The sequence below is a fragment of the Halococcus sp. PRR34 genome, assembly GCF_028617175.1.
In the GTDB taxonomy this organism is placed as follows: domain Archaea; phylum Halobacteriota; class Halobacteria; order Halobacteriales; family Halococcaceae; genus Halococcus; species Halococcus salifodinae.
This window is the reverse complement of record NZ_JAQJDA010000003.1, coordinates 95797-114391: the sequence shown is the minus strand read 5'-3', so window position 1 is coordinate 114391 and position 18595 is coordinate 95797. Positions and strand designations below refer to the sequence as shown.

The following is an 18595-nucleotide window of genomic DNA, read 5'->3' as shown; positions in this document are numbered from 1 at the left end:
ACCGAGCAGCCATTACTAGTTACCGGTGACGATACGCGCCACGCGACCGCGGTCGAACAGCTGCTCGTCGTCGGGGATGTCGGGATAGGGGTTCCCGTCGGTGTACTCCGGCCACTCGCCGAACTGCTCGGGGTAGAGCTGCTTTGCCCCCATTTCGAGCTGGAAGAGGTTCATGATGGGGCCCTGATAGCGCATTCCAGCAGGGTACACCCGATCGTTCTGCACCGCAGAGAGCTGGCTGCCGACGGAGTGGTCCGCGAGCTGGCTGCGGATCTCCGCCATGTCGTGGTTCGGCGTGAGCCCCCAGAGATGGAGGATCACGTCCGGATCGGCCTCGAGCATGGTCTCGTAACCGACCGTCCCCCACAAATCGGACCAGTCCTCGTCCGCGAACGCGTCGTTCGCGCCCAGCGGCCGAGTGTCGGCCAGCCAGTAGCCGGGCTTGTTGAGATGGTAGGTGTAGAACGACCCCTCGCTGAGGGTGACGCGGACAGCGGTCGGGCGCTCGTCCTTCGGCGGCAGACCCTTTTCGATCGTCGATCGGAGGTCCCGGTGGACGGACGCGAGCGCCTCGTAGCGCTGGCGTTCTTGAAACACCTGGGCGACCTTCCCGAACAGCTCCCAGAGCCCGTAGTACTGGTACGAATCACGGTACGACGATGGTGGCTCGGCGTGCGTTCCGCTGTAGAAGTTCCCGAACCACGGCGCGACGTTCGCCCCGACTTCCTCGACATCGGCCTGGCTCCAGTTGTCGTTGGTGGCAGCGTGTGCGGGGTCGGCGAGATGGACGTCGCTACCGAGGCTGTAGAGCTGTTCTTTGGCGAGGCCGTCGCTCAGCGGGTCCGGGAGTCCCTGCCAGTCGAAGGAGACGCCGTCGAGTCGATCGTAGTAGTGATTCATCGTCGTGCCGGACATCTCGGGCACGTAGACCGCATTCACGGCGTCGCCGTGACCGAGTGCGACCGCCATATCGGCGTACTGCGGGAAGATCGCGAAGGCGCTCTGCGGTACGGAATCGAATTCGACGGCACCCATCGGAGCCATCGACGCGGTGTAGCTCCCGCCGCCGCCGGCAGTGGCGTTCGTGTCGGCGTTCGTCTGCGCTCCGTCACTTGCGGAACCGCCGCTGGCGTTGTCGGCGTTCACACTGCTGTTGCCGCCGTCCTGACCGCCGTTTTCCGTGTCCGAGTTGGCGTTTCCGGAACGGCCGGCACAGCCGGCGAGCAGCCCACCGCCGACGATCGCACCGGCTCTGAGATACGCGCGTCGCGTCGGCCGTATGGCGTCGCGGTCAGTCACGATTCGCCGTTCCCGTCGACGATGGGCGCGATGCGCTCGGGATCGTACAGCGGACCGGAGACGCGGTCGGGGTAGACCTGCTCTGCGGCGCGCTGGGTCGTGACGAAGTTCGTGATCGGCCCCTGGTACAGCGGGCCACCGCGGTAGACATCGTCGTTCTCGACGGCCGTCAGCGCGCTCGCCGTCGAGTTGTTTTTCATGAACTGCACCACGGTGTTCTGGAACTCCTCGGCGGTCTGGCTCTCGTGGCCACGGAACAACAACACCTCGGGATCGATCTGGAGGAGGGTCTCGAAGTCGACTGCCGAGCGGCTCGCATGGAAGTTCCCGACGTCGGTTTCGGCGAGCGCGTCGCGAACCCCGAGATCGCGCCACTGCTTGAAGCTGGTCCCCTCACCGATGAGATACGGGCTGAACTCCTCCGGTTCGTTGCCCGACGCCCACAGGATCGCGACGCTCGGGCGCTCGCTTTCGTTCGATGGGACGACTTCCGAGAGGTTCGACTGCATCTCGTCGTGGAGTTCCACGAACTGCTCGTAGCGGTCCTCACGCTGGAACATCTCGGCGAGCTTGCCGAACGCCTCGTAGAGCGTGTAGTACTGGTAGTCCTCGTGCCACGAATAGCCTCGCGAGAAGCTGCTGTTGCCGAAGAAGGGACCGACGTTCGTCCGGAGTTCCTCGATGTCCGACTGCTTCCATCCCTTGAACCGGTTGAGCAGGAAGTTGGGATCGATGACGTGAACGTCGCCGTCGAGTTCGTAGAACAGCTCCTTGCTCACGCCGTCGCTCGACAGCGCCTGCATCCCGCTTTTGTCGACCGAAACCCCCGGAACCTCGTCGTAGTACTGGGTGTGATAGCGTTCGGGCAGCCAGACCGCTTTCGGCGGGGCGACGCCGAGCGCAGCCCCCATATCCGCCCAGCTCCCGTTGTTCGCCACCCACGTCTCGGGAACGCCGTCGAACGTGACCTCACCCATCGGCGCGATCGAGACGCTGTAGGAGCTCCCGGTCTCGGTTCCGCTCTGGCCGTCCGTTTCGGTCCCGTTCTCCGTGCCCGTTTGGGCCCCGGCGTCGGTCCCGTTGCCGGACGCGGTCGCGGTCGATCCGGCTGTCGTGGTGGCCGCCGCAGTGCTTGTCCCGTTCGCGGCGGTCGTCGACTCGTTCCCGCCCGCGGAGCTGTTGTTCCCATCGCCGTCCCCGTCACTGGAGGTACAGCCCGCAAGCAGTGCACTCGCTGTCGCCGCACCCGTCAGGAACCGTCGTCGTTGCATACGATTTCGGCGTCCCTAAATCGTACTAAACCTTCCGGTTTTAGGCGCTCCTAAAGACAACGGAGAGACATGCAAACGAGGGATACGACCCGAGAATCACCGAGCGTCGTGTCGGTTCCGTGCAGGAACGGAACGTACAACAGGCACGAGCAGTCAATGGAAAACGATGACGCGGCCACGCATCGCCCTGCTCGATCCGTCCGAGAACGAGAACACCCGACGGAACTTCCGTCGAGAACTCGACGCCGACCTCGCGGAGTTCGCGGTCCGCGACGGCGTGCCCGACACGTTCGCGTTCGACGGAGCAGTTGTTCCCGGATCGCGCGCGTCGGTCTACTGGGACGAGCCGTGGATCGATCCTCTCGTCGAGTGGGTCGGGACGGCCGTCGAGCGCGACATGCCCGTTCTGGGAGTGTGTTTCGGCCACCAAGTGCTCGCGGCCGCCCTCGGTGGAGAAGTCGCGGACATGGGGAGCTACGAGATCGGCTACCGGGACGTCGAGGTGGACGACGATCCGCTGTTCGCGGGCGTCGAGAGCCCCGCCACTGTGTTCACCACCCACTCCGATACCGTGACCGAACTCCCGCCCGGAGCCGAGCAGATCGCCGAAAACGACTACGGCGTCCACGGGTTCCGGGTCGGCAACGCGGTCGGCGTGCAGTTCCACCCCGAGTACGATCCGGCGACCGCCCGCGAGGTCACTCGGGGCAAGGACCTCGCCGACGAGCGCATCGATCGGGTGCTCGACGGGATCACCGAAGCGAACTACGCGGCGGCATGCGAGGCCAAAACACTCTTCGAGAATTTCACCGATTCGGTCCGCGAGGTGCGCGACGGCGGGGGATCGACGGCACGGACTGACGAAGCGGCCGGCGACTGAGGGTACGAGGGTTTTTTGCCGCGCGCCGCGAGGCGGCGGTATGCTCGACTACGTGGGGCTGGAGGCAGATCTCGACGAGGAAGAGCGGCTGATCCGGGACACCGCGCGGGAGTTCGTCGAGGAGCAAGTGAACCCCGACATCGGCGAGCACTTCGAGAACGGCACGTTCCCCGAAGAACTCATCACCGAGATGGGCGAGCTGGGATTTTACGCCCCGAACCTGGAGGGATACGGCCTGCCTGGCGTCTCCGAGACGGCCTACGGCCTCCTGATGCAGGAGCTGGAGGCGGGCGACTCGGGAATTCGATCAATGGCGAGTGTCCAGGGCGCACTCGTGATGTACCCGATCCACGCCTACGGCTCCGACGAGCAGAAGGAGCGGTGGCTCGCGGATCTCGGGACCGGCGAGAAAGTCGGCTGTTTCGGTCTCACCGAACCCGAACACGGCTCGAACCCGTCGGCAATGGAAACTCGCGCGGAGAAAGACGGCGACGAGTACGTGCTCTCGGGATCGAAGACGTGGATCACGAACTCCCCCATTGCGGATGTTGCGGTGGTCTGGGCGCGCGACACGTCGGCCGAGGACTCACCAGTACGAGGGTTCCTCGTCGAGACCGATCGGGACGGCGTGAGCACCAACAAGATCGACGAGAAGCTCTCGATGCGCGCCTCCGTCACCGGCGAGATCGGGCTTTCGAACGTCCGGGTGCCCGAGTCGGCGGTGCTGCCCGGCGTCACAGGAATGAAGGGGCCGCTGTCGTGTCTCACCCAGGCCCGGTACGGCATCACGTGGGGCGCGATCGGCGCGGCACGGGACTGCTTCGAGACCGCTCGTGACTACGCCACCGACCGCGAGCAGTTCGACAAGCCGATCGCGAGCTTCCAGCTCCAGCAGGGCAAGCTCGCCGAGATGGCCACCGAGATCACGACCGCCCAGCTCCTCTCACACCGCCTCGCCGACCTGAAAGAGCGCGGCGACCTCCGCCCCCAGCAGGTCTCGATGGCGAAGTACAACAACGTCAGCATGGCGCGCGATCAGGCGCGAGTGGCCCGCGAGATGCTCGGCGGCAACGGGATCACCCTCGACTACTCGCCGATGCGCCACCTCGCCAACATGGAGACAGTCTACACCTACGAGGGGACTCACGACATCCACTCGCTGATCCTCGGGCAGGATCTGACCGGGATTGCGGCGTTCGAATAGCACCGGCGAACACCAACGAGATCAGTCGCGTTTGCGCCCCACCGGCGGCTCTGCGCTGACGACTTTCCCCAACAGATCGCGCCGGTCGGCTACCGTCCGATAGAGGTCCTCGCGGCGCTGCTCGTAGTCGGCGAATCCGTTCAGAAAGTCGAATATCTCGGGCGGGACCGTGTCGGTGCGCGTGAGGACCTCCTCGGTGGCCGCCCCACAGGAGTACACCGTGCCGTCGGTGAGGAGGTGGACACACTCCTCCCAGTCCTCGGGGAGGCGCTCGCGCTCGGTTTCGGAGAGTTCCGAAAAGCCGCGGGGTTCGAACTCGCCGTTCAGCACGGCCCACTCGGCCCACCACGTGCAAAAGCCACAGTCGTCGTCGTAGACCAGCCGTGGCGCGGATCGGTCGGCACTGCTCATGACGCGAACACGAGCGGGTCACGAAAAACGACATCGGTCGTCGCGGCGATCCGCGGGCGGGCCTCCACTGGCGAAATTACGGGACCGGGCGAGCGCCGGTCAGTGATCGCCGTGGAGGTGGACGCCGTCGTCGTCGACGGTGTCGACCATCTCGTCGCGGAGCGCGTAGGTGTCGTCGTCGGTGTCGCCGAACCCGAGGCTCGATTTCACCTCGTCGCCCAGGCTCGGATCGAGGTCGACGTAGGCCGTGTCGTCGTCGACGGTGGCGACCGTCCCCACTTCATCGCCGTTGTTGTCCAGTACGTCCATCCCCGAATCGATCTCAGAGGTATCCCCCAGCATGACGATTGTCACAACGAGCGATGACGGGCTATAGCTACTGCCGTCAGGTGCAAGCCACGCGGGTCAGTCCTCGGATCGATCGCTCGACTCTGCCACCGTCATCGATCCCGTATCGGCCACGTCGGTCCAGAAATCGAGCCGATCCTCGGGGTCGAAAAACCCCGAGAGTTCGCGGTCGTCCTCGTCGCCACCCGGCGGCGAGCCGGCGTACACCCCGACCGCACCCGCATCGGGATACCCTACCACGTCGGGCTCGTCCATCGTCGACAGCACGAGATAGCGGAGCGTCTCGTCGCCGTCGTTCACGATCCGGTGGGCGTGCTCTTCGCCGGTCGGGAGCGCGACGTACGTGCCCGCCGACAGCGAGTGCTCCTCGTCGTCGAGGCGCAGGAGACCGGAGCCGGCGAGGACGTACACCGCCTCCTCGTTTTTCGTGTGGTAGTGATACGGCCACGAGCGCTCGCCGGCAGGGAGCTCGTAGAGGCTACAGCCCAGTTGGTCGCCGCCATCGGCGTCGCCGAGCTGTTTGCGCCGGAAGCCGATGTCGTCGGGGCCGATAGAACTCCAGTCGAGGTCGGTTTCGTCGACGGGCATCGCTCGACACGAGTGGCCACGAGGGGATAGATGCTCGGGCGGACGAAAACCGACGGTGCGCCCCGCGGTCGGCGATCGCGGGGTAGCAGGGAGCGGCAGGCAGCGAGTGCCGTCAGGATCGATCGATGTCGAGTTCGTCCTCGATCCCGGCGAGTGCGTCGTCGTCGGCGAGCTCTTGGAGGCGCTCGCGGAGGTGTGTTCGACAGAGACCGACCTTCAGGGCGTTCTTCTCGACGGCGACGGCGGCTTCAGCCTCGCAGTAGTGACACTGCATCACCCGACCCTCGGAGCCGACGAAGGTTCAATCCTCCGTTAGGGGAGACGTTCCGCGACCCGGTCGAACGCCGCGCGATCGAGCCCTGCACGACCGAGCACGTCGTCGTGGGCGTCGCTTCCACCAGTTGGAACGAGGTCGTGGCGCTCGATCGCGCGCTCGACCGGAGCCGGATCGACCGACCGACCGTACTCGTAGTGGCGCTCGACGCCGTCGAGGTACGCCGAGCCGGTGAGTTCGAGGGCAGTCTCGGGATCACCGTAGCGCAGCGGATGGGCGAGCGAGACGAGGCCACAGGTCTCGGCGAGGAGGGTGGCCCCGCGCTCGAAGTCGGGGAGGTTCCGGGCGACGAAACACGGACAGCCCCGGCCGATCACCTCCTCGAAGGCCCCCTGGTAGTCGTACTCGGTGACGTCGGCGATCGCGCGCGCGATGTCGGGTCGGCCGATCCCCGCAGCGGGTTCGAGCGGGAGATCAGCCCCGAGGCGGTCCTCGGCGCAGTCGACGATCGCGTGGCCGCGTTCGACCCGATCAGCCTGGAGTCGGTCGATCTCCCGGGCGAGTTCGGGCGTCGGCTCGACGCCATACCCCAGCAGATCGACTTGGCCCGCGCCGGTCTCGACCCGGAGTTCGATCCCGTGGATCACGGGCACGCCGTCGAGGTCGTCGGTCGGGGTGTCGAGATCGTCGTGGAGGCGCTCGTGATCGGTGATGGCGACGATCTCGACGCCGGCCGCGCGGGCCGCGCGGGGGACCTCGTGGAGACTCATCGTCCCGTCGGAGTTCGTCGTGTGGACGTGGAGGTCGGCGACGGGCGGCATGCCGGGGACGTGCACCGCCGGCGACAAGCCTCTTCCGGGCGAGTCCAAAGTCCTTAACCAATGAATATTCGATCCAATGGATTGTAGAGAACGTTTATGATGTTCACGTGCCCCGCAACGAGCATGCAGTGCATGATCGAGGTGGAGGATCGGCTCGACGCCCACAGCTATCCCGCGACGACCGACGAACTGATCGACGCATACGGTGGACTCGAACTCTCGCTCCCGAACGGCACCGAGACGTTCGGTGACGCGCTGGGACGGATCGGTCCCGACACCGTCGAATCGGCGGAGGCCGCGCGGCTCGTGGCCTACAGCGCGGTCGGCGACGCGGCGATCGGCCGAAAGGGGTACTCCGACCGCGATCCGACCGCACCCGGCGAGACCGGCCACGACGAGGTGTCGCTCTGACGATCGCGAGCGGCTCCCGCTACCGCCCGAGAGCGTCGTCGAGTTCGAGCGGCACCGATCCGTTCTCGTAGCCCGCAACCGAGCCGTCGGGCCGTGCGCGGAAGACGACCGCCGGCCGGTGACCCACTCCGGGATGCTCGCCCGCGAGCGCAGCCCACTCGTCGTCGTGAAACGACGAGCAGTCCACAAAGAGTACGGCGTCGGGGTGGGCGGCGAGCTGGTCGTCGGTCTTCGCCGCACCGGTCTGGCGAACCGCGGCCGCCGGGGTGTTCGCGGACCGGCCGGCGGGTCGTCCAGGGCGGGTGACCTCGACCAGAACGGGGCCGCGGTCGGTCGTCACCTGGAAATCTAGGGCATAGCCCGAATCGAGCTCGATCTCGGGGATGGGGGCGTAGCCGGCGTCGGTGAGGAGCTTCGCGGCGTTGAACTCGCCCATCGTCGCGCTCATTCGCGTTCGATCGACGTGCTCGCTGGTGCCGAGTTTCGCCGCCATGGTGTAGCGGTGATCGTCGAACACGCCCGTGGAGAGAAATCGCTCGTAGAACCCGAGTGCGTCCTCGGGGTCAGCATCCGGAAAGCCCGCGGCGTGGTCGGCGAAGAAGGCTCGCGAACTCGCTCGGCCGTCCTTCGAGAAGAGGATCGGCAGAAAGAACCACGCGACGTGTTCGTACGCCGCGAGCCACGGATCGGTCATGTCGAGTTCGGCGAGGAGTTCGCGCTGGGCCCACCGTGCGACGGGGTAGGGAACTTCCTCGAAGGTGTACTTCTCGGTGCGCCAGAGCGCTTCCGGAGTTTTCGTGTTACCGAGCCAGAAGGCGTCCTCGCCCCAGACGAACAGCGCGCGGTCGCCGTTGTCCATTTCGAGGCGGCGAGCGGTGCGGCCGCCGGGTGGCTTGTACCACGCCGAGGAAAGCGTCGCGCCGAAGGTTTCGTCGAGCGGGACGTGGAGATCGCGCCGCACGCGAGAATCGTCCCACCGCTCGCGTGAGCGCCGGAATCGAAGAGGACCAGCCACGAGTCGTGTTTGCGGGCCGGGCGGTTAGCGGTGTCGGTCCCCCGCCCGTCGAATGACAGTTTCGTGAGCGATACATTGATAATCATGAGGGACAAACGACGAGTGTATTTACCATGTCAATGGGTGCCTATGACGCGGCGGAACACCAACGCCGCGAGGAGAAGACGAGCGAAGTGGGCGCGAACGCCGCTGACGACGACGATCGGACCCAGTACGACGGCGACGTCGAGTACGATGTCGGCGATGCGGACGATCTGCTTGCGCAGTTCCGCGAGATCAAGTCGCGGTAGCGTCCTCCACCGCCCTCCGTTTCGAATACAACAGCCAGAGCGACGCGCTCGTGACCACGAGCACCGCCGAGACGTGTGCGAGGAGCACCGCGAGCAGGACTGGATAGTCGAGGACGAACGGGACGAGCAGGAGCTGAATGACGCCGAACGCGATCGTCTCGACGTCGGCCCAAAAAAAGGTGTGGGCGGTGTCGGCGTCGAACTCGTAGCGATACGAGCGCCAGAGCGCGGTGACGGTCGCCCACCAGCCCGTTCCGATGCGATAGCAGACGTCCCAGAGCACGAGAAGGAGGAAGTAGACCACGAGCACGGGCGGATCGGGACCGAGCAGTCGATCGAGCAGCGGGGCGCGGCCGCTGGCGGTGTTGGGAACGAACAGGTACGTCAACATCGCACAGAACGCGAGCACCGCGAGCACGACGTCCATGTTCGAGCCGAACACCAGCCGGCGGTAGGCGTCGGGGAGTTCCACAGTACGAATGCGCCGCGCGACCCGCACCATCTCGATCGACCCGATGCCGGCGACGAACACCGCGGCGCTGCCCGCGAGCGCGACGCTCCAGAGGTCGTAAAACCACGCGAGGGCGACCACGCCCGCCTCGAACACGCCGAGTTGGATCGCGAGCGCGAGCGTGGTCGAGACCTCGATTCCCGGGAGTGCGCCGACGATGCTCTCGTAGGTCCACGTCTCACCGAAGTCGGTGGGCCGGCTCATCGCTCGGGTTCGACCCGCGCCCGCTCGGCGCGTTCGGTCGCCGCGGGTTCTTCCTGCCGGCCAAGCGCCCGCTCGACTGCGGTCGGGAAGTCGGTGCGCTCGATCGGTACCAGCTCCTCGATCCGCGTGTCGTCGACCACGACGGTGTTTTTGAGCCCGAGGATCAGCGGGTGGGCGACCGCTTTCGGGATGTCGGTGACGAGATCGACCCAGTACGCCGAGAGCTTCGGCGAGAGCACCGGCACGGGCAAAATGAACAGCGAGCGATCCGCGATCCCGGCAGTGCGTTCGAGGAGTTCCTGGTAGGTCAGCACCTCCGGCCCACCGATCTCGAAGGTGTCGCCCGCGGTTTCGGGCACGTCGAGACAGCCCACGAGGTACGCGATCACGTCCGCGATGGCGATGGGCTGGCACTCCGTACGGACCCACTTCGGCGTGATCATGACGGGGAGTCGGTGGACAAGCTGTTCGACCATCGCGAAGCTCGACGAGCCCTCGCCGACGATGATCGCAGCTCGGAGCGTGGTGAGGTCGTAGCTACCGTCGGCGAGGATGGTTTCGACCTCGCGCCGGGACATCAGGTGTTCGGAGAGGCCTTGACGGGTCTCGCCCAACCCGCCGAGATAGAGCACGCGATCGATACCCGCCTCGCTCGCCGCACGCTGGAAGTTGTGGGCCGCCCGGCGGTCCCGCGCCGCGAAATCGGTCCCGGACTCCATCGAGTGGATGAGGTAGTACGCGGCGTCGATTCCCTCCAGAGCGTGTTCGAACGTGCCGGCGTCGAGGATGTCTCCCTCACACACGTCGTCGGCCGGCCCGTCGTAGCTGTCGGCGTCGCGGGTGAGCACCCTGACGTCGTGGCCCGCCTCGATCAGCGCCGGAACGAGGCGACTCCCGACGAACCCCGTCGCGCCGGTCACCAGCACGCGCATACGCGAGGGAGGGGCCGGTGGAGTATAAGTCCACGCTCGCCGGTAGATCGGGGCGCTATCGGTCGGAATGCCGTCTCCGGTCTTGGTGCGGTGGCGCGCGGGAGGGCGGCGAAGACGCCCGACTCGCGCGAGGGATGAGCGAAGGAACGGAGTGACTGAGCGAATCGGTTGGGGAGGTGTGTGGCTGTTGCGGCGCGGTGCTGAGGTGGTGGTGTCGGTAATCGAACCGCGAACGAGCAACGCGAGTGAGCGGGTGTTTTTAGTCCAGGTTTTTGCGAGGAGCGGTGCGCGAGCGAAGCGAGCGCACCCGACGAAGTAAAAAAGTGGGCGCGGGAGGCGTGTGGCTTGCGGTTCTCATTTGTATCGGCACCCGGTTCGAACGAACTAGCAGTCGTCGACCCGGCTACTGCCGAGGGCTGGAGAAAGGGCTTTCTCCGGGCGTACCCACCAGCCATCCATGACTACCGAGCCGTGTGACAGCTGCGGACGCGCGGTGCAGATCGCCGGCGGGATCGCGAACCTCTGGACGTTCGGCGGTGACGCGAGCGAGGGGCTGACCCTCGAATTCGAAGACGGCTCCGAGTATCTCCTCTGCTATGACTGTATCGAGCGACTCCCCGAGGACGCGCGGGCGGCGGACGTCGCGGCGCTCGACGAGTACGAGCACTCGGTCGACGAGTAGCCCGGAGGATTTACCTTCCGGGCGGCGATTCCCTGAACGTGAACCTCGCCCGGATCAACGAGGAGTTTCCCGCACCCTCATACCGGGGGAACCAGCAGGCAGCCCTCGGCGAGATCCGCGAGGCGTTCGCGGCGGGCAACGATGTCGTGCTGGTGCGCGCCCCCACGGGTTCGGGGAAGTCGCTACTCGCGCGCGCCATCGCGGGGTGTGCGCGCCAGGCCGACGAGGCCGCACCCGCCGAACCGGTCGGCGCGTACTACACCACCCCGCAGGTCTCACAGCTCGACGACGTGGCGGCCGATCCCCTCCTCTCGGATCTCCAAGTCATCCGGGGCAAGCGCAACTACACGTGCCTGGTCGCCGGCGAAACCGATACTCCTGTGGACCGCGCGCCGTGTGCACGCGAGACGGGCTTCGACTGCTCGATCAAGCATCGCTGCCCCTATTTTTCAGACCGCACGATCGCCTCGAACCGACAGGTCGCGGCGATGACGCTCGCGTACTTCATGCAGACCGCCGGCTCGGACGCGTTCGGCCAGCGCGACGTGGCCGTGATCGACGAGGCCCACGGGCTCGCCGAATGGGCCGAGATGTACGCCACTATCGACCTCCGGCCCGACACGGTGCCGGTGTGGGACGAGCTTTCGATCCCCGACATCGACGGTGCCGAGGCCGCAGCCCGATTCGCCGAGCGGCTCTCGGGAGTGTGTGGCCACCGGAAAGACACGCTCGTCGGGGCCGACGAGCTCACCATCGCGGAAGTCACCGAACGCGACCGACTGCAAGAACTCATCTCGAACCTCGACTGGTTCGTCTCGGATTATCGGGACCCAGGGAGCGCGAGCACGTGGATCGCTGACCAAACGGATGGCGAGGGTGGGCCGATGACGATCAAACCCCTCAATCCCGAACGCTATCTCCAGCACACGGTCTGGGATCGAGCCAACAACTTCGCGCTGCTGTCGGCGACCATCCTCGACAAGGAAGGGTTCTGTCGTGGCGTGGGACTCGATCCGGACGACGCGGCGCTGGTCGACGTCTCGCACACGTTTCCCGTGGAGAATCGGCCGCTGTACGACGTGACCCAGGGAAAGATGACCTACGAGCACCGCGACGAAACCCTCCCGAAGATCGCGCGACTCGTCGTCCGGCTCATGACCCGCCACGCCGACGAGAAGGGGATCGTCCACGCTCACTCCTACGCCATCGCGGAGCGCCTCGTGGATCGATTGCGCGAGTTCGGGGTCGGTGAGCGGATCCGGACGCATGACCGCGAGAACCGGGACGCCCAGTTGGAGACGTGGCTCGCGACGGACGACCCCGAACTGTTCGTCTCGGTGAAAATGGAGGAGGCGCTCGACCTGGAGGGCGATCGCGCGCGGTGGCAGATGCTCTGCAAAGCCCCCTACCCGAACACTCGCGACTCGCGGGTCGCGCGGCGGCTGGAGGAGGGCCAGTGGGACTGGTACTACCGAACGGCGCTCAAGACCGTGATTCAGGCGTGCGGCCGGGTCGTGCGCGCGCCCGACGATCACGGCGCGACGTATCTGGCGGACGCGAGCCTGCTCGACCTGTTCGACCGGGCGCGCAGCGCGATGCCCGACTGGTTCGCCGCTCAGGTCGATCGGCTGAGCCGTCCGGAGCTGCCGGCGTTCGACCCCGGTGCGGGCAACGGTGGCAGGGACGGTACCACCGCCACGAACCGGCAAACACGAAGCTCACGGACCGATCCCGACGACCACCCGCTCGCTGACGTCTGGGGATCGGACTGAGGAACGAAATCGAGCGAAGCGCCCGAGGAATCAGTACGGGAGGAGCGAGAAGTTCTCCGGAACGGCGAAACCGAGCACGAGAAAGAGCGTGCCGGCGACCGCCGCACACATGAACGCGTAGGGGATCTGTGTCCGGACGTGCACCATGTGATCCGCGCCGCTGGTCGAGGACGAAAGCACCGTGGTGTCGGAGATCGGCGAACAGTGATCGCCGAAGATACCCCCTGAGAGCACCGCGCCGAGCACCAGCGGGAGGTTCGCCCCGGTCGTGAACGCCACCGGGATCGCGATGGGGAACATGATGCCGTAGGTCGCCCACGAGCTCCCGTCGGAGAAACTGACGAACCCCGTCGTGAGAAAGACGAGTAGCGGGATCAGGCCCACGGGGACGCCGCGGAACCAGTCGGTGACGAACCCTGATATCCCGAGAGTCGTGACGGTGTTCTGGATCGTGATGGCGAGCGTGAGGATCGTGGCCGCGAGGAAGATGCCCTTGAACCCGTTGAGCATCGCGTCGGTCGCGTCGTCGTTCGAGGGGATGTCGCCGCGCGCCCGGAACAGGAGGAAGCCGACGACCAATCCCGTGAGCGCGGCGAGACCGAGCCGGATCTCGCCGATGTTGAACGACCACGGCCCGCCCGCGGGAACGATCAGGTCGTAGCCGAGCACCGAGAGGGCCGTCGACATCTGTGGAGCGTTCACGACGGGCGAAGCGCGCCAGAACATCGCCATCAGTCCAACGCCGACGATGACCGCGACCGGGATCGCAAAGTTACGCCAGTCGGGGGTCGCGCCCTCGTACATCGCGTAGTTCGACATCTCGTCGGAGACGAGAGGGTCGTCGTCGGGTCCTACCACGCCACCGCCGTTGCGGGCGCGTTCCTCCTCGCGTCCCATCCCGAAGACGTTCGGAATGACCTGCCACGCGACCAGCGCCGCGATGACGAGCGCGGTCCACGAGTAAAAGGCAAAGCCGATGCTGTTGAAAAACAGCGGCCAGATCGCGTCGGTGGCCGCCTGGAGACCGTCACCTGACTGGGTAACGTAGTTCGACATCCCCGACGGGAGGACGTCCTGTTGGGCCGCGGCGGTGATCCCAGCCCCGATGAACCCCACCAGCGCGACGCCCCACGTCGAGTAGAAGGCGAGGCGGGCGGCCGGACTGCCCGCGCTGTCGACGTAGTACGCGAGTTTCGCGCGCGAGACGTTGTACTCGTCAGTGAGGGGGCGCATCATCGAGCCGACCACTAAACAGTTGAAGTAGTCGTCGATGTGGATGATGATCCCCGCGAGAAACGAGGCTTTCTCGGCGTCGGCGGGCGAGTCGACCCGACTGGCGAGCGCCTCCAAGACGCCACGGATCGCGCCAGAACGGATCATCAGCCCCATCAATCCACCGATCGCAAAGAGCGCGAGTAGCACGTTTTTGACGTACCACGGGTCGGCGAACAGCGCCGACGTGGCGATCAGTTCGGGGATCACCGTGGGCCCGAGCACCCCTCCGAGGACGGTGCCGGGAAGCTCCCCGACGAGACCGTCCGGAACCCCGACGAGGCCGGGGCGGAAGGCACCGTAGACGACGGCCCCGCCGGCGATGCCGACGAACAGGCCGATGAGCGCGTCGCGAGTGTACCACGCGAGCGCGATGGCGAGCAGCGCCGGCAGCAACGACCACGGGCCCGCGGCAATACTTTCGAGCGGCATGACAGTCACGATCGGAGGCGGGGCTAAAAAAGTACCCAAGACGCCGGCGATCGCGGTCCCGTCGGGCGTCTGTCGTCCTCAGAGGAAGCTCCCGATCACGGACACGAACGTGGAAGAGATCATCAACACCACGAGGAGCAGCGCGAACCACTGCTGGCGAGTCATACCGTGTCGTTGTGAACCGAGGAATTAGTCGGTTTCGCTGGCGTCGGCGTCGGGCAGGACGTGGAGGCCGGCGCGGCTCTTGAGGACCGATACCGTGTCGGCGTCGGGATCGAGATAGTCGGGCCGCGGGATCGTCTTCGCTGCGTAGGTCTCGGGATCGAGCACCTGAACGGCGTGATCGTCCTCGATCGCGACCAGAGTGGTTTCTTCGGCATCGCCACGGTCCCCGAGCCGGCGGGCGTCGGGGGCCTCGCCGTCCTCGAACGCCGCCTCGTAGGGCTCGCCGGTGGTGACGTGGACGCCCTTCAGGTTCCCCCGGACGCTCCGGACGAGCAGCGGATCGTCGGCGTCGGGATCGATGACGTCGCCCGGCGTGAACTCGGGGAGGTGGACGGCGTAGGTCACACGGTACACCTCGTCGCCGTCCTCGTCTTCCGTCACGAGCGTCGCGGACTCGTCGACCACGCCGCCGAGCTGGCGGACGATCCGATCGGCGACCGCGCGGCCGATCTGGGTGGTCGAGAGTTTGGCGTCCACGCCGTCAGCGGTTTCGTCGAGCTCGGTCACGAACGCGTCGCGGTCGCCGTCGGCCTCGCGTTCGTCGACGTACTCGGTGATGATGGCGATCGAGCGCTCGGTCTCGTGGTCGGTCGGGGTGCGTCCGCGGGCGCGGACCTGGACCGTGCTCGCGTAGTACTCGCCCGCGATCCGGCCACACCGGGTGCAGGTGCCCCGCGAGATTTTGACCGGGATCGTGAGTTCGGTCCGGATCGGGCGGTCGTGGACGCTTGCCGAGAGGAGACAATGCATTCGGACGGTGGTCTCGTCGACCTGTTCGGGCTCGACTCGCCACTCGAACTCCTCGGCGTCGACGTGGATCGTGAGGGCTTCGGCCACCTCGTCGATCGCGACCTCGGTGTAATCGCGTGCGTCGACGTCGACCCAGCGCTTGCCGCGCCGGATCGCCCCGCAGGTCGCACACACCAAGACCTCGATCCGATCGGGCGCGTCGACGAGATCGAAGTCCTCGAAGAAACAGTCCTCGCAGATGGGTGCGCGTCCGTCGGCCGCGGCGACCGTCGCCCCCGATTCGACGGGATCGCCACACCGCGGACAGAACTGACGCGATTCGCTCATTGAACGAGGAACGTCCCTCAGCGGGTTAAGCGGCGTGACTCCACCAGCCTCCGGGGGAATCGCTGGCACAGAGCGACGAAGATTTATGACCTGAACGCTTAGTAAGGGCCATATGGAATGGAAGACCGACTGGGGCCTCCAGGCGAGGATGGGCCTGACGATGCTGTTGCTGCTCGCGCTCTACGTCGTCTTCATCGGCGCGCTGGCAATCTACGGGGTTGGGCTGTTCTGGATCACCCTCGTGATGGGACTGTTCATGGTCGGACAGCTCTTTTTCAGCGACAAGCTCGCGCTGCGGAGCATGGGTGCCCACGAGGTGAGCGAGGAGGAGTACCCCGAACTCCACGCGATGATCGGGCGGCTCGCCCAGCAGGCAGACCTCCCGAAGCCCACGGTGGCGGTCGCGGACAGCCGCCAACCGAACGCCTTCGCGACCGGTCGCTCGCAGGACAACGCGACCGTTTGTGTCACACGCGGGATCATGGACACCCTGAACCAGGAGGAGTTGGAGGGAGTGCTCGCCCACGAGCTCACCCACGTCAAAAATCGCGACGTGATGGTGATGACGATCGCCACGTTCCTCTCGACGCTCGCGTTCATGATCGTGCGGTGGGGGTTCCTGTTCACCGGCGGCGACGACGAAGGCGGTGCGCCCGTCCTGGTCGCCGTCCTCGTCTCGCTCGTGGTCGGCATCGTCTCGTTCCTGCTCGTGCGCGTGCTCTCGCGCTACCGGGAGTACGCCGCCGACCGCGGCGGGGCGATCATCACCGGCCGGCCATCCGCGCTCGCGAGCGCGCTCGTCAAGATCGACGGCCGGATGGATCGCGTTCCCGACGACGACCTGCGCGAGCAGGCCGACATGAACGCGTTCTTCATCATCCCGATCAAGAGCGGCGCGATCGGGAAGCTGCTCTCGACGCACCCCTCGACCGAACAGCGCGTCGAGCGGCTGAAAGACATGCAGAGCGAGCTCGAAACGGCCTGAATCCACGTTACGGTACCCGAAGTCGAACTGCTGGAGAGTTCCGGGGAGGGTGCAGGCACGCGGGGCTGGCATCGGGACCGCACTGATGCCGACACAAATGAGAACCGCAGGCCACACGCCTCCCCAGCCGACTCCTTCAGTCGCTCACTCCGTTCGCTTCCTCAGTCATCCCTCGCACGAGAGTTGCGCGCCGACAAGCGGCGCGCAGCCGCGCGCCAACCGCACTACAACTGCCTTTTAACTACACCACAACCGCACAAGCCGTTCGCTACGCGCGCTTCCACGGGAGGCGGTGAAAAGTCGAGCCGGATCGCTCCGGGTTTTTATTCCCGGCGCTATAACCCTCGACATGGGTATCTTCGACGGACTTCGGTCGGCGCTCGGGATGAGTGCGGAGGCGGACGCGACCCGCGAGGCCGACCCCGAGGACCTCTTCGGAATGAGCACCGCCTACCTCACGATGGAGGCCGACTTGGGCTTCCCACCCGCCGGGGTGGCGGCGCTCTGCTTTTCGGGCGTCGACAGCACCGACTTCGCGGACGCGGTGGAGGAAGTCGAGACGATCCTCGAAGCGGGCGAGGTCGAGACCGGGACCGAAGCCCGCTTCGTCGACGACTCGCACGGCTACGAGTGGGTCGTCCTCGCGGACCGGGATTTCGAGGACCTCGTGACCAGCGTTCACTTCGCCGCCGACACGCTGATCGAGCGGGGCTACGGTTCGCGGCTGCTCGCCGCGCTGTTCGGCTTCGAGAACGAGGGCAGCCCGATCTACTGGGTGTACTCCTTCCGACGAGGCGCGTACTACCCCTTCGCGCCGCAGTCGAGCAGCGAACGCGATTCAACTGTTGAGTTCAAGCTCGAGTCGGTGCTCGACGGTGAACTCGACATCGAGTCGGACAAAGATTACTGGTACGCGCTCTGGCCCGACAGCGGACGGCACCCGTGGGAGTAGCCACACAGTCTCTTCGTATCCTCAACGTTAAGAGTTAGCTGGTGCTAAATCGGACATGGACAGCGGAGGCGATCGATGGCCGAGTTCGTAGCCGTCGTCACAACCGCGTTCGCCCTCCAACTCCTCGCGCTGCCCGGCGAGAAGGGCCAAATCATCATCGGGGGGTTGGCGACGCGGTACGATCCGTACACGGTGGTCGCGGGCGCGAGCACGGCGTTCGCCGGCTGGACGGTGCTCGAGATCCTGCTCGGCAACGCTTTGCGGGGCGCGTTTCCCGAAGTGTACCTCGACGTCGTCACGGCCGGACTGTTCGTGGCGTTCGCGGTGATCCTGCTCTACGCGGACTGGCGCGATTCGAACGACAGTCCGCGATCGCTCCCCGACGGCGGTGAGGTGCTTCGGGGGCTCCCGCTCGATACCGAGCGGTTCGGCGGGTTCGTACCGGCGTTCTCGCTGCTCGCGCTTGGCGAGTTCGGCGACAAGACCCAGCTCGTCACGATCGGGCTCGCGGCCCAGTACGGCGTCCACGCCGGCATTTGGGTCGGCGAGATGCTCGCGATCATCCCGGTGAGCCTCCTCACCGCGTTGTCGGTCGACCGACTCGCGACCCGGTTCGATACGGCGTGGTTCCACCGACTCTCGGCGATCGTCTTCCTCCTGTTCGCGGCCGACATCGCGGCGTCGTACCTCCTCGGCTGGTCGTTCCTGCCGATCTGATCCGCCACCAGCACGTTGCGTC

At 66.1% G+C, this 18595-nt stretch carries 21 protein-coding genes; 9 read left to right on the top strand and 12 right to left on the bottom strand.

The genetic code is table 11. The features are described 5' to 3' along the window. Positions 1 to 15 precede the first annotated feature (15 nt). Together PHA81_RS05530 and PHA81_RS05525 are read right to left on the bottom strand one after the other, a co-directional pair. Positions 16 to 1299: an ABC transporter substrate-binding protein gene (locus PHA81_RS05530; RefSeq protein WP_005039725.1), complete on the bottom strand. Its 1284-nt coding sequence runs from the start codon at positions 1297 to 1299 to the stop codon at positions 16 to 18. Continuing rightward, entirely contained in the window at positions 1296 to 2570 is a 1275-nt protein-coding gene (locus PHA81_RS05525) for an ABC transporter substrate-binding protein (RefSeq protein ID WP_005039728.1), read from the bottom strand. The genes PHA81_RS05530 and PHA81_RS05525 overlap by 4 nt, the downstream gene beginning before the upstream one ends. Positions 2571 to 2736: 166 nt before the next feature. On the opposite strand from PHA81_RS05525, the gene PHA81_RS05520 reads away from it, so the two are divergent. Further along, complete coding sequence (locus PHA81_RS05520; protein ID WP_005039730.1) at positions 2737 to 3450, top strand: type 1 glutamine amidotransferase; 714 nt, start codon at positions 2737 to 2739, stop codon at positions 3448 to 3450. A gap of 40 nt (positions 3451 to 3490) precedes the next feature. Beyond that, positions 3491 to 4654, top strand: coding sequence for an acyl-CoA dehydrogenase family protein (locus PHA81_RS05515; RefSeq protein WP_005039732.1), 1164 nt, complete (start codon positions 3491 to 3493; stop codon positions 4652 to 4654). A 21-nt stretch (positions 4655 to 4675) separates the two neighbouring features. Here PHA81_RS05515 and PHA81_RS05510 read toward each other — a convergent pair whose 3' ends face one another. The 5 genes from PHA81_RS05510 to PHA81_RS05490 all read right to left on the bottom strand — a co-directional run bounded on the left by PHA81_RS05510 (position 4676) and on the right by PHA81_RS05490 (position 7096). After that, complete coding sequence (locus tag PHA81_RS05510) at positions 4676 to 5065, bottom strand: DCC1-like thiol-disulfide oxidoreductase family protein (RefSeq protein WP_005039734.1); 390 nt, start codon at positions 5063 to 5065, stop codon at positions 4676 to 4678. Positions 5066 to 5164: 99 nt separating this feature from the next. Next, on the bottom strand, positions 5165 to 5374 hold the full coding sequence (locus tag PHA81_RS05505; RefSeq protein ID WP_005039736.1) for a hypothetical protein: 210 nt from the start codon (positions 5372 to 5374) through the stop codon (positions 5165 to 5167). 96 nt (positions 5375 to 5470) lie between these two features. Beyond that, the gene (locus PHA81_RS05500) at positions 5471 to 6001 is read right to left on the bottom strand and encodes a cupin domain-containing protein (RefSeq protein ID WP_005039738.1); all 531 of its coding nucleotides are present in this window, start codon (positions 5999 to 6001) and stop codon (positions 5471 to 5473) included. A gap of 112 nt (positions 6002 to 6113) precedes the next feature. Then, the gene (locus tag PHA81_RS05495) at positions 6114 to 6275 is read right to left on the bottom strand and encodes a DUF6757 family protein (protein WP_005039741.1); all 162 of its coding nucleotides are present in this window, start codon (positions 6273 to 6275) and stop codon (positions 6114 to 6116) included. Positions 6276 to 6313: 38 nt separating this feature from the next. Beyond that, positions 6314 to 7096 (bottom strand): PHP domain-containing protein, encoded by a 783-nt coding sequence (locus PHA81_RS05490; protein WP_005039744.1) that lies wholly within the window; start codon positions 7094 to 7096, stop codon positions 6314 to 6316. Positions 7097 to 7219: 123 nt separating this feature from the next. Here PHA81_RS05490 and PHA81_RS05485 point away from each other — a divergent pair, with 123 nt between their 5' ends. Continuing rightward, the gene (locus PHA81_RS05485; RefSeq protein ID WP_049909799.1) at positions 7220 to 7507 is read left to right on the top strand and encodes a hypothetical protein; all 288 of its coding nucleotides are present in this window, start codon (positions 7220 to 7222) and stop codon (positions 7505 to 7507) included. Positions 7508 to 7526: 19 nt separating this feature from the next. Here PHA81_RS05485 and PHA81_RS05480 read toward each other — a convergent pair whose 3' ends face one another. After that, positions 7527 to 8522 carry a DUF5784 family protein gene (locus PHA81_RS05480; protein WP_049909800.1) on the bottom strand — a complete coding sequence of 332 codons (996 nt, stop codon included), beginning with the start codon at positions 8520 to 8522 and terminating at the stop codon, positions 7527 to 7529. 119 nt (positions 8523 to 8641) lie between these two features. Here PHA81_RS05480 and PHA81_RS05475 point away from each other — a divergent pair, with 119 nt between their 5' ends. Then, a complete protein-coding gene (locus tag PHA81_RS05475; protein ID WP_005039752.1) occupies positions 8642 to 8812 on the top strand; it encodes a DUF5786 family protein in 171 nt (56 codons plus the stop codon). On the opposite strand, the gene PHA81_RS05470 is transcribed toward PHA81_RS05475, so the two are convergent. Together PHA81_RS05470 and PHA81_RS05465 are read right to left on the bottom strand one after the other, a co-directional pair. Next, positions 8799 to 9527, bottom strand: coding sequence for a hypothetical protein (locus tag PHA81_RS05470; protein ID WP_005039755.1), 729 nt, complete (start codon positions 9525 to 9527; stop codon positions 8799 to 8801). The genes PHA81_RS05475 and PHA81_RS05470 overlap by 14 nt on opposite strands. Further along, positions 9524 to 10459: an NAD(P)H-binding protein gene (locus tag PHA81_RS05465; RefSeq protein ID WP_005039759.1), complete on the bottom strand. Its 936-nt coding sequence runs from the start codon at positions 10457 to 10459 to the stop codon at positions 9524 to 9526. The genes PHA81_RS05470 and PHA81_RS05465 overlap by 4 nt, the downstream gene beginning before the upstream one ends. A gap of 457 nt (positions 10460 to 10916) precedes the next feature. Between PHA81_RS05465 and PHA81_RS05460 the strand changes: the two genes are divergently transcribed. Beyond that, complete coding sequence (locus tag PHA81_RS05460) at positions 10917 to 11141, top strand: hypothetical protein (protein ID WP_005039761.1); 225 nt, start codon at positions 10917 to 10919, stop codon at positions 11139 to 11141. Positions 11142 to 11179: 38 nt separating this feature from the next. Next, positions 11180 to 12913 (top strand): ATP-dependent DNA helicase, encoded by a 1734-nt coding sequence (locus tag PHA81_RS05455; RefSeq protein ID WP_005039762.1) that lies wholly within the window; start codon positions 11180 to 11182, stop codon positions 12911 to 12913. A 30-nt stretch (positions 12914 to 12943) separates the two neighbouring features. Here the strand turns inward: PHA81_RS05455 and PHA81_RS05450 are convergent, their stop codons facing one another. Together PHA81_RS05450 and PHA81_RS05445 are read right to left on the bottom strand one after the other, a co-directional pair. Continuing rightward, positions 12944 to 14617, bottom strand: a complete 1674-nt coding sequence (locus PHA81_RS05450; protein ID WP_005039764.1) for a Na+/H+ antiporter NhaC family protein — start codon at positions 14615 to 14617, stop codon at positions 12944 to 12946. Positions 14618 to 14806: 189 nt separating this feature from the next. Beyond that, a complete protein-coding gene (locus PHA81_RS05445) occupies positions 14807 to 15919 on the bottom strand; it encodes a 60S ribosomal export protein NMD3 (protein WP_005039767.1) in 1113 nt (370 codons plus the stop codon). Between the two features lie 112 nt (positions 15920 to 16031). Here PHA81_RS05445 and htpX point away from each other — a divergent pair, with 112 nt between their 5' ends. The 3 genes from htpX (at position 16032) to PHA81_RS05430 (ending at position 18573) form a co-directional block, all read left to right on the top strand. Continuing rightward, a complete protein-coding gene (gene htpX, locus PHA81_RS05440; RefSeq protein WP_005039769.1) occupies positions 16032 to 16904 on the top strand; it encodes a zinc metalloprotease HtpX in 873 nt (290 codons plus the stop codon). A gap of 349 nt (positions 16905 to 17253) precedes the next feature. Further along, complete coding sequence (locus PHA81_RS05435) at positions 17254 to 17856, top strand: hypothetical protein (protein WP_005039771.1); 603 nt, start codon at positions 17254 to 17256, stop codon at positions 17854 to 17856. A gap of 75 nt (positions 17857 to 17931) precedes the next feature. Next, positions 17932 to 18573: a TMEM165/GDT1 family protein gene (locus PHA81_RS05430; protein WP_005039773.1), complete on the top strand. Its 642-nt coding sequence runs from the start codon at positions 17932 to 17934 to the stop codon at positions 18571 to 18573. The last annotated feature ends 22 nt before the right edge of the window (positions 18574 to 18595 follow it).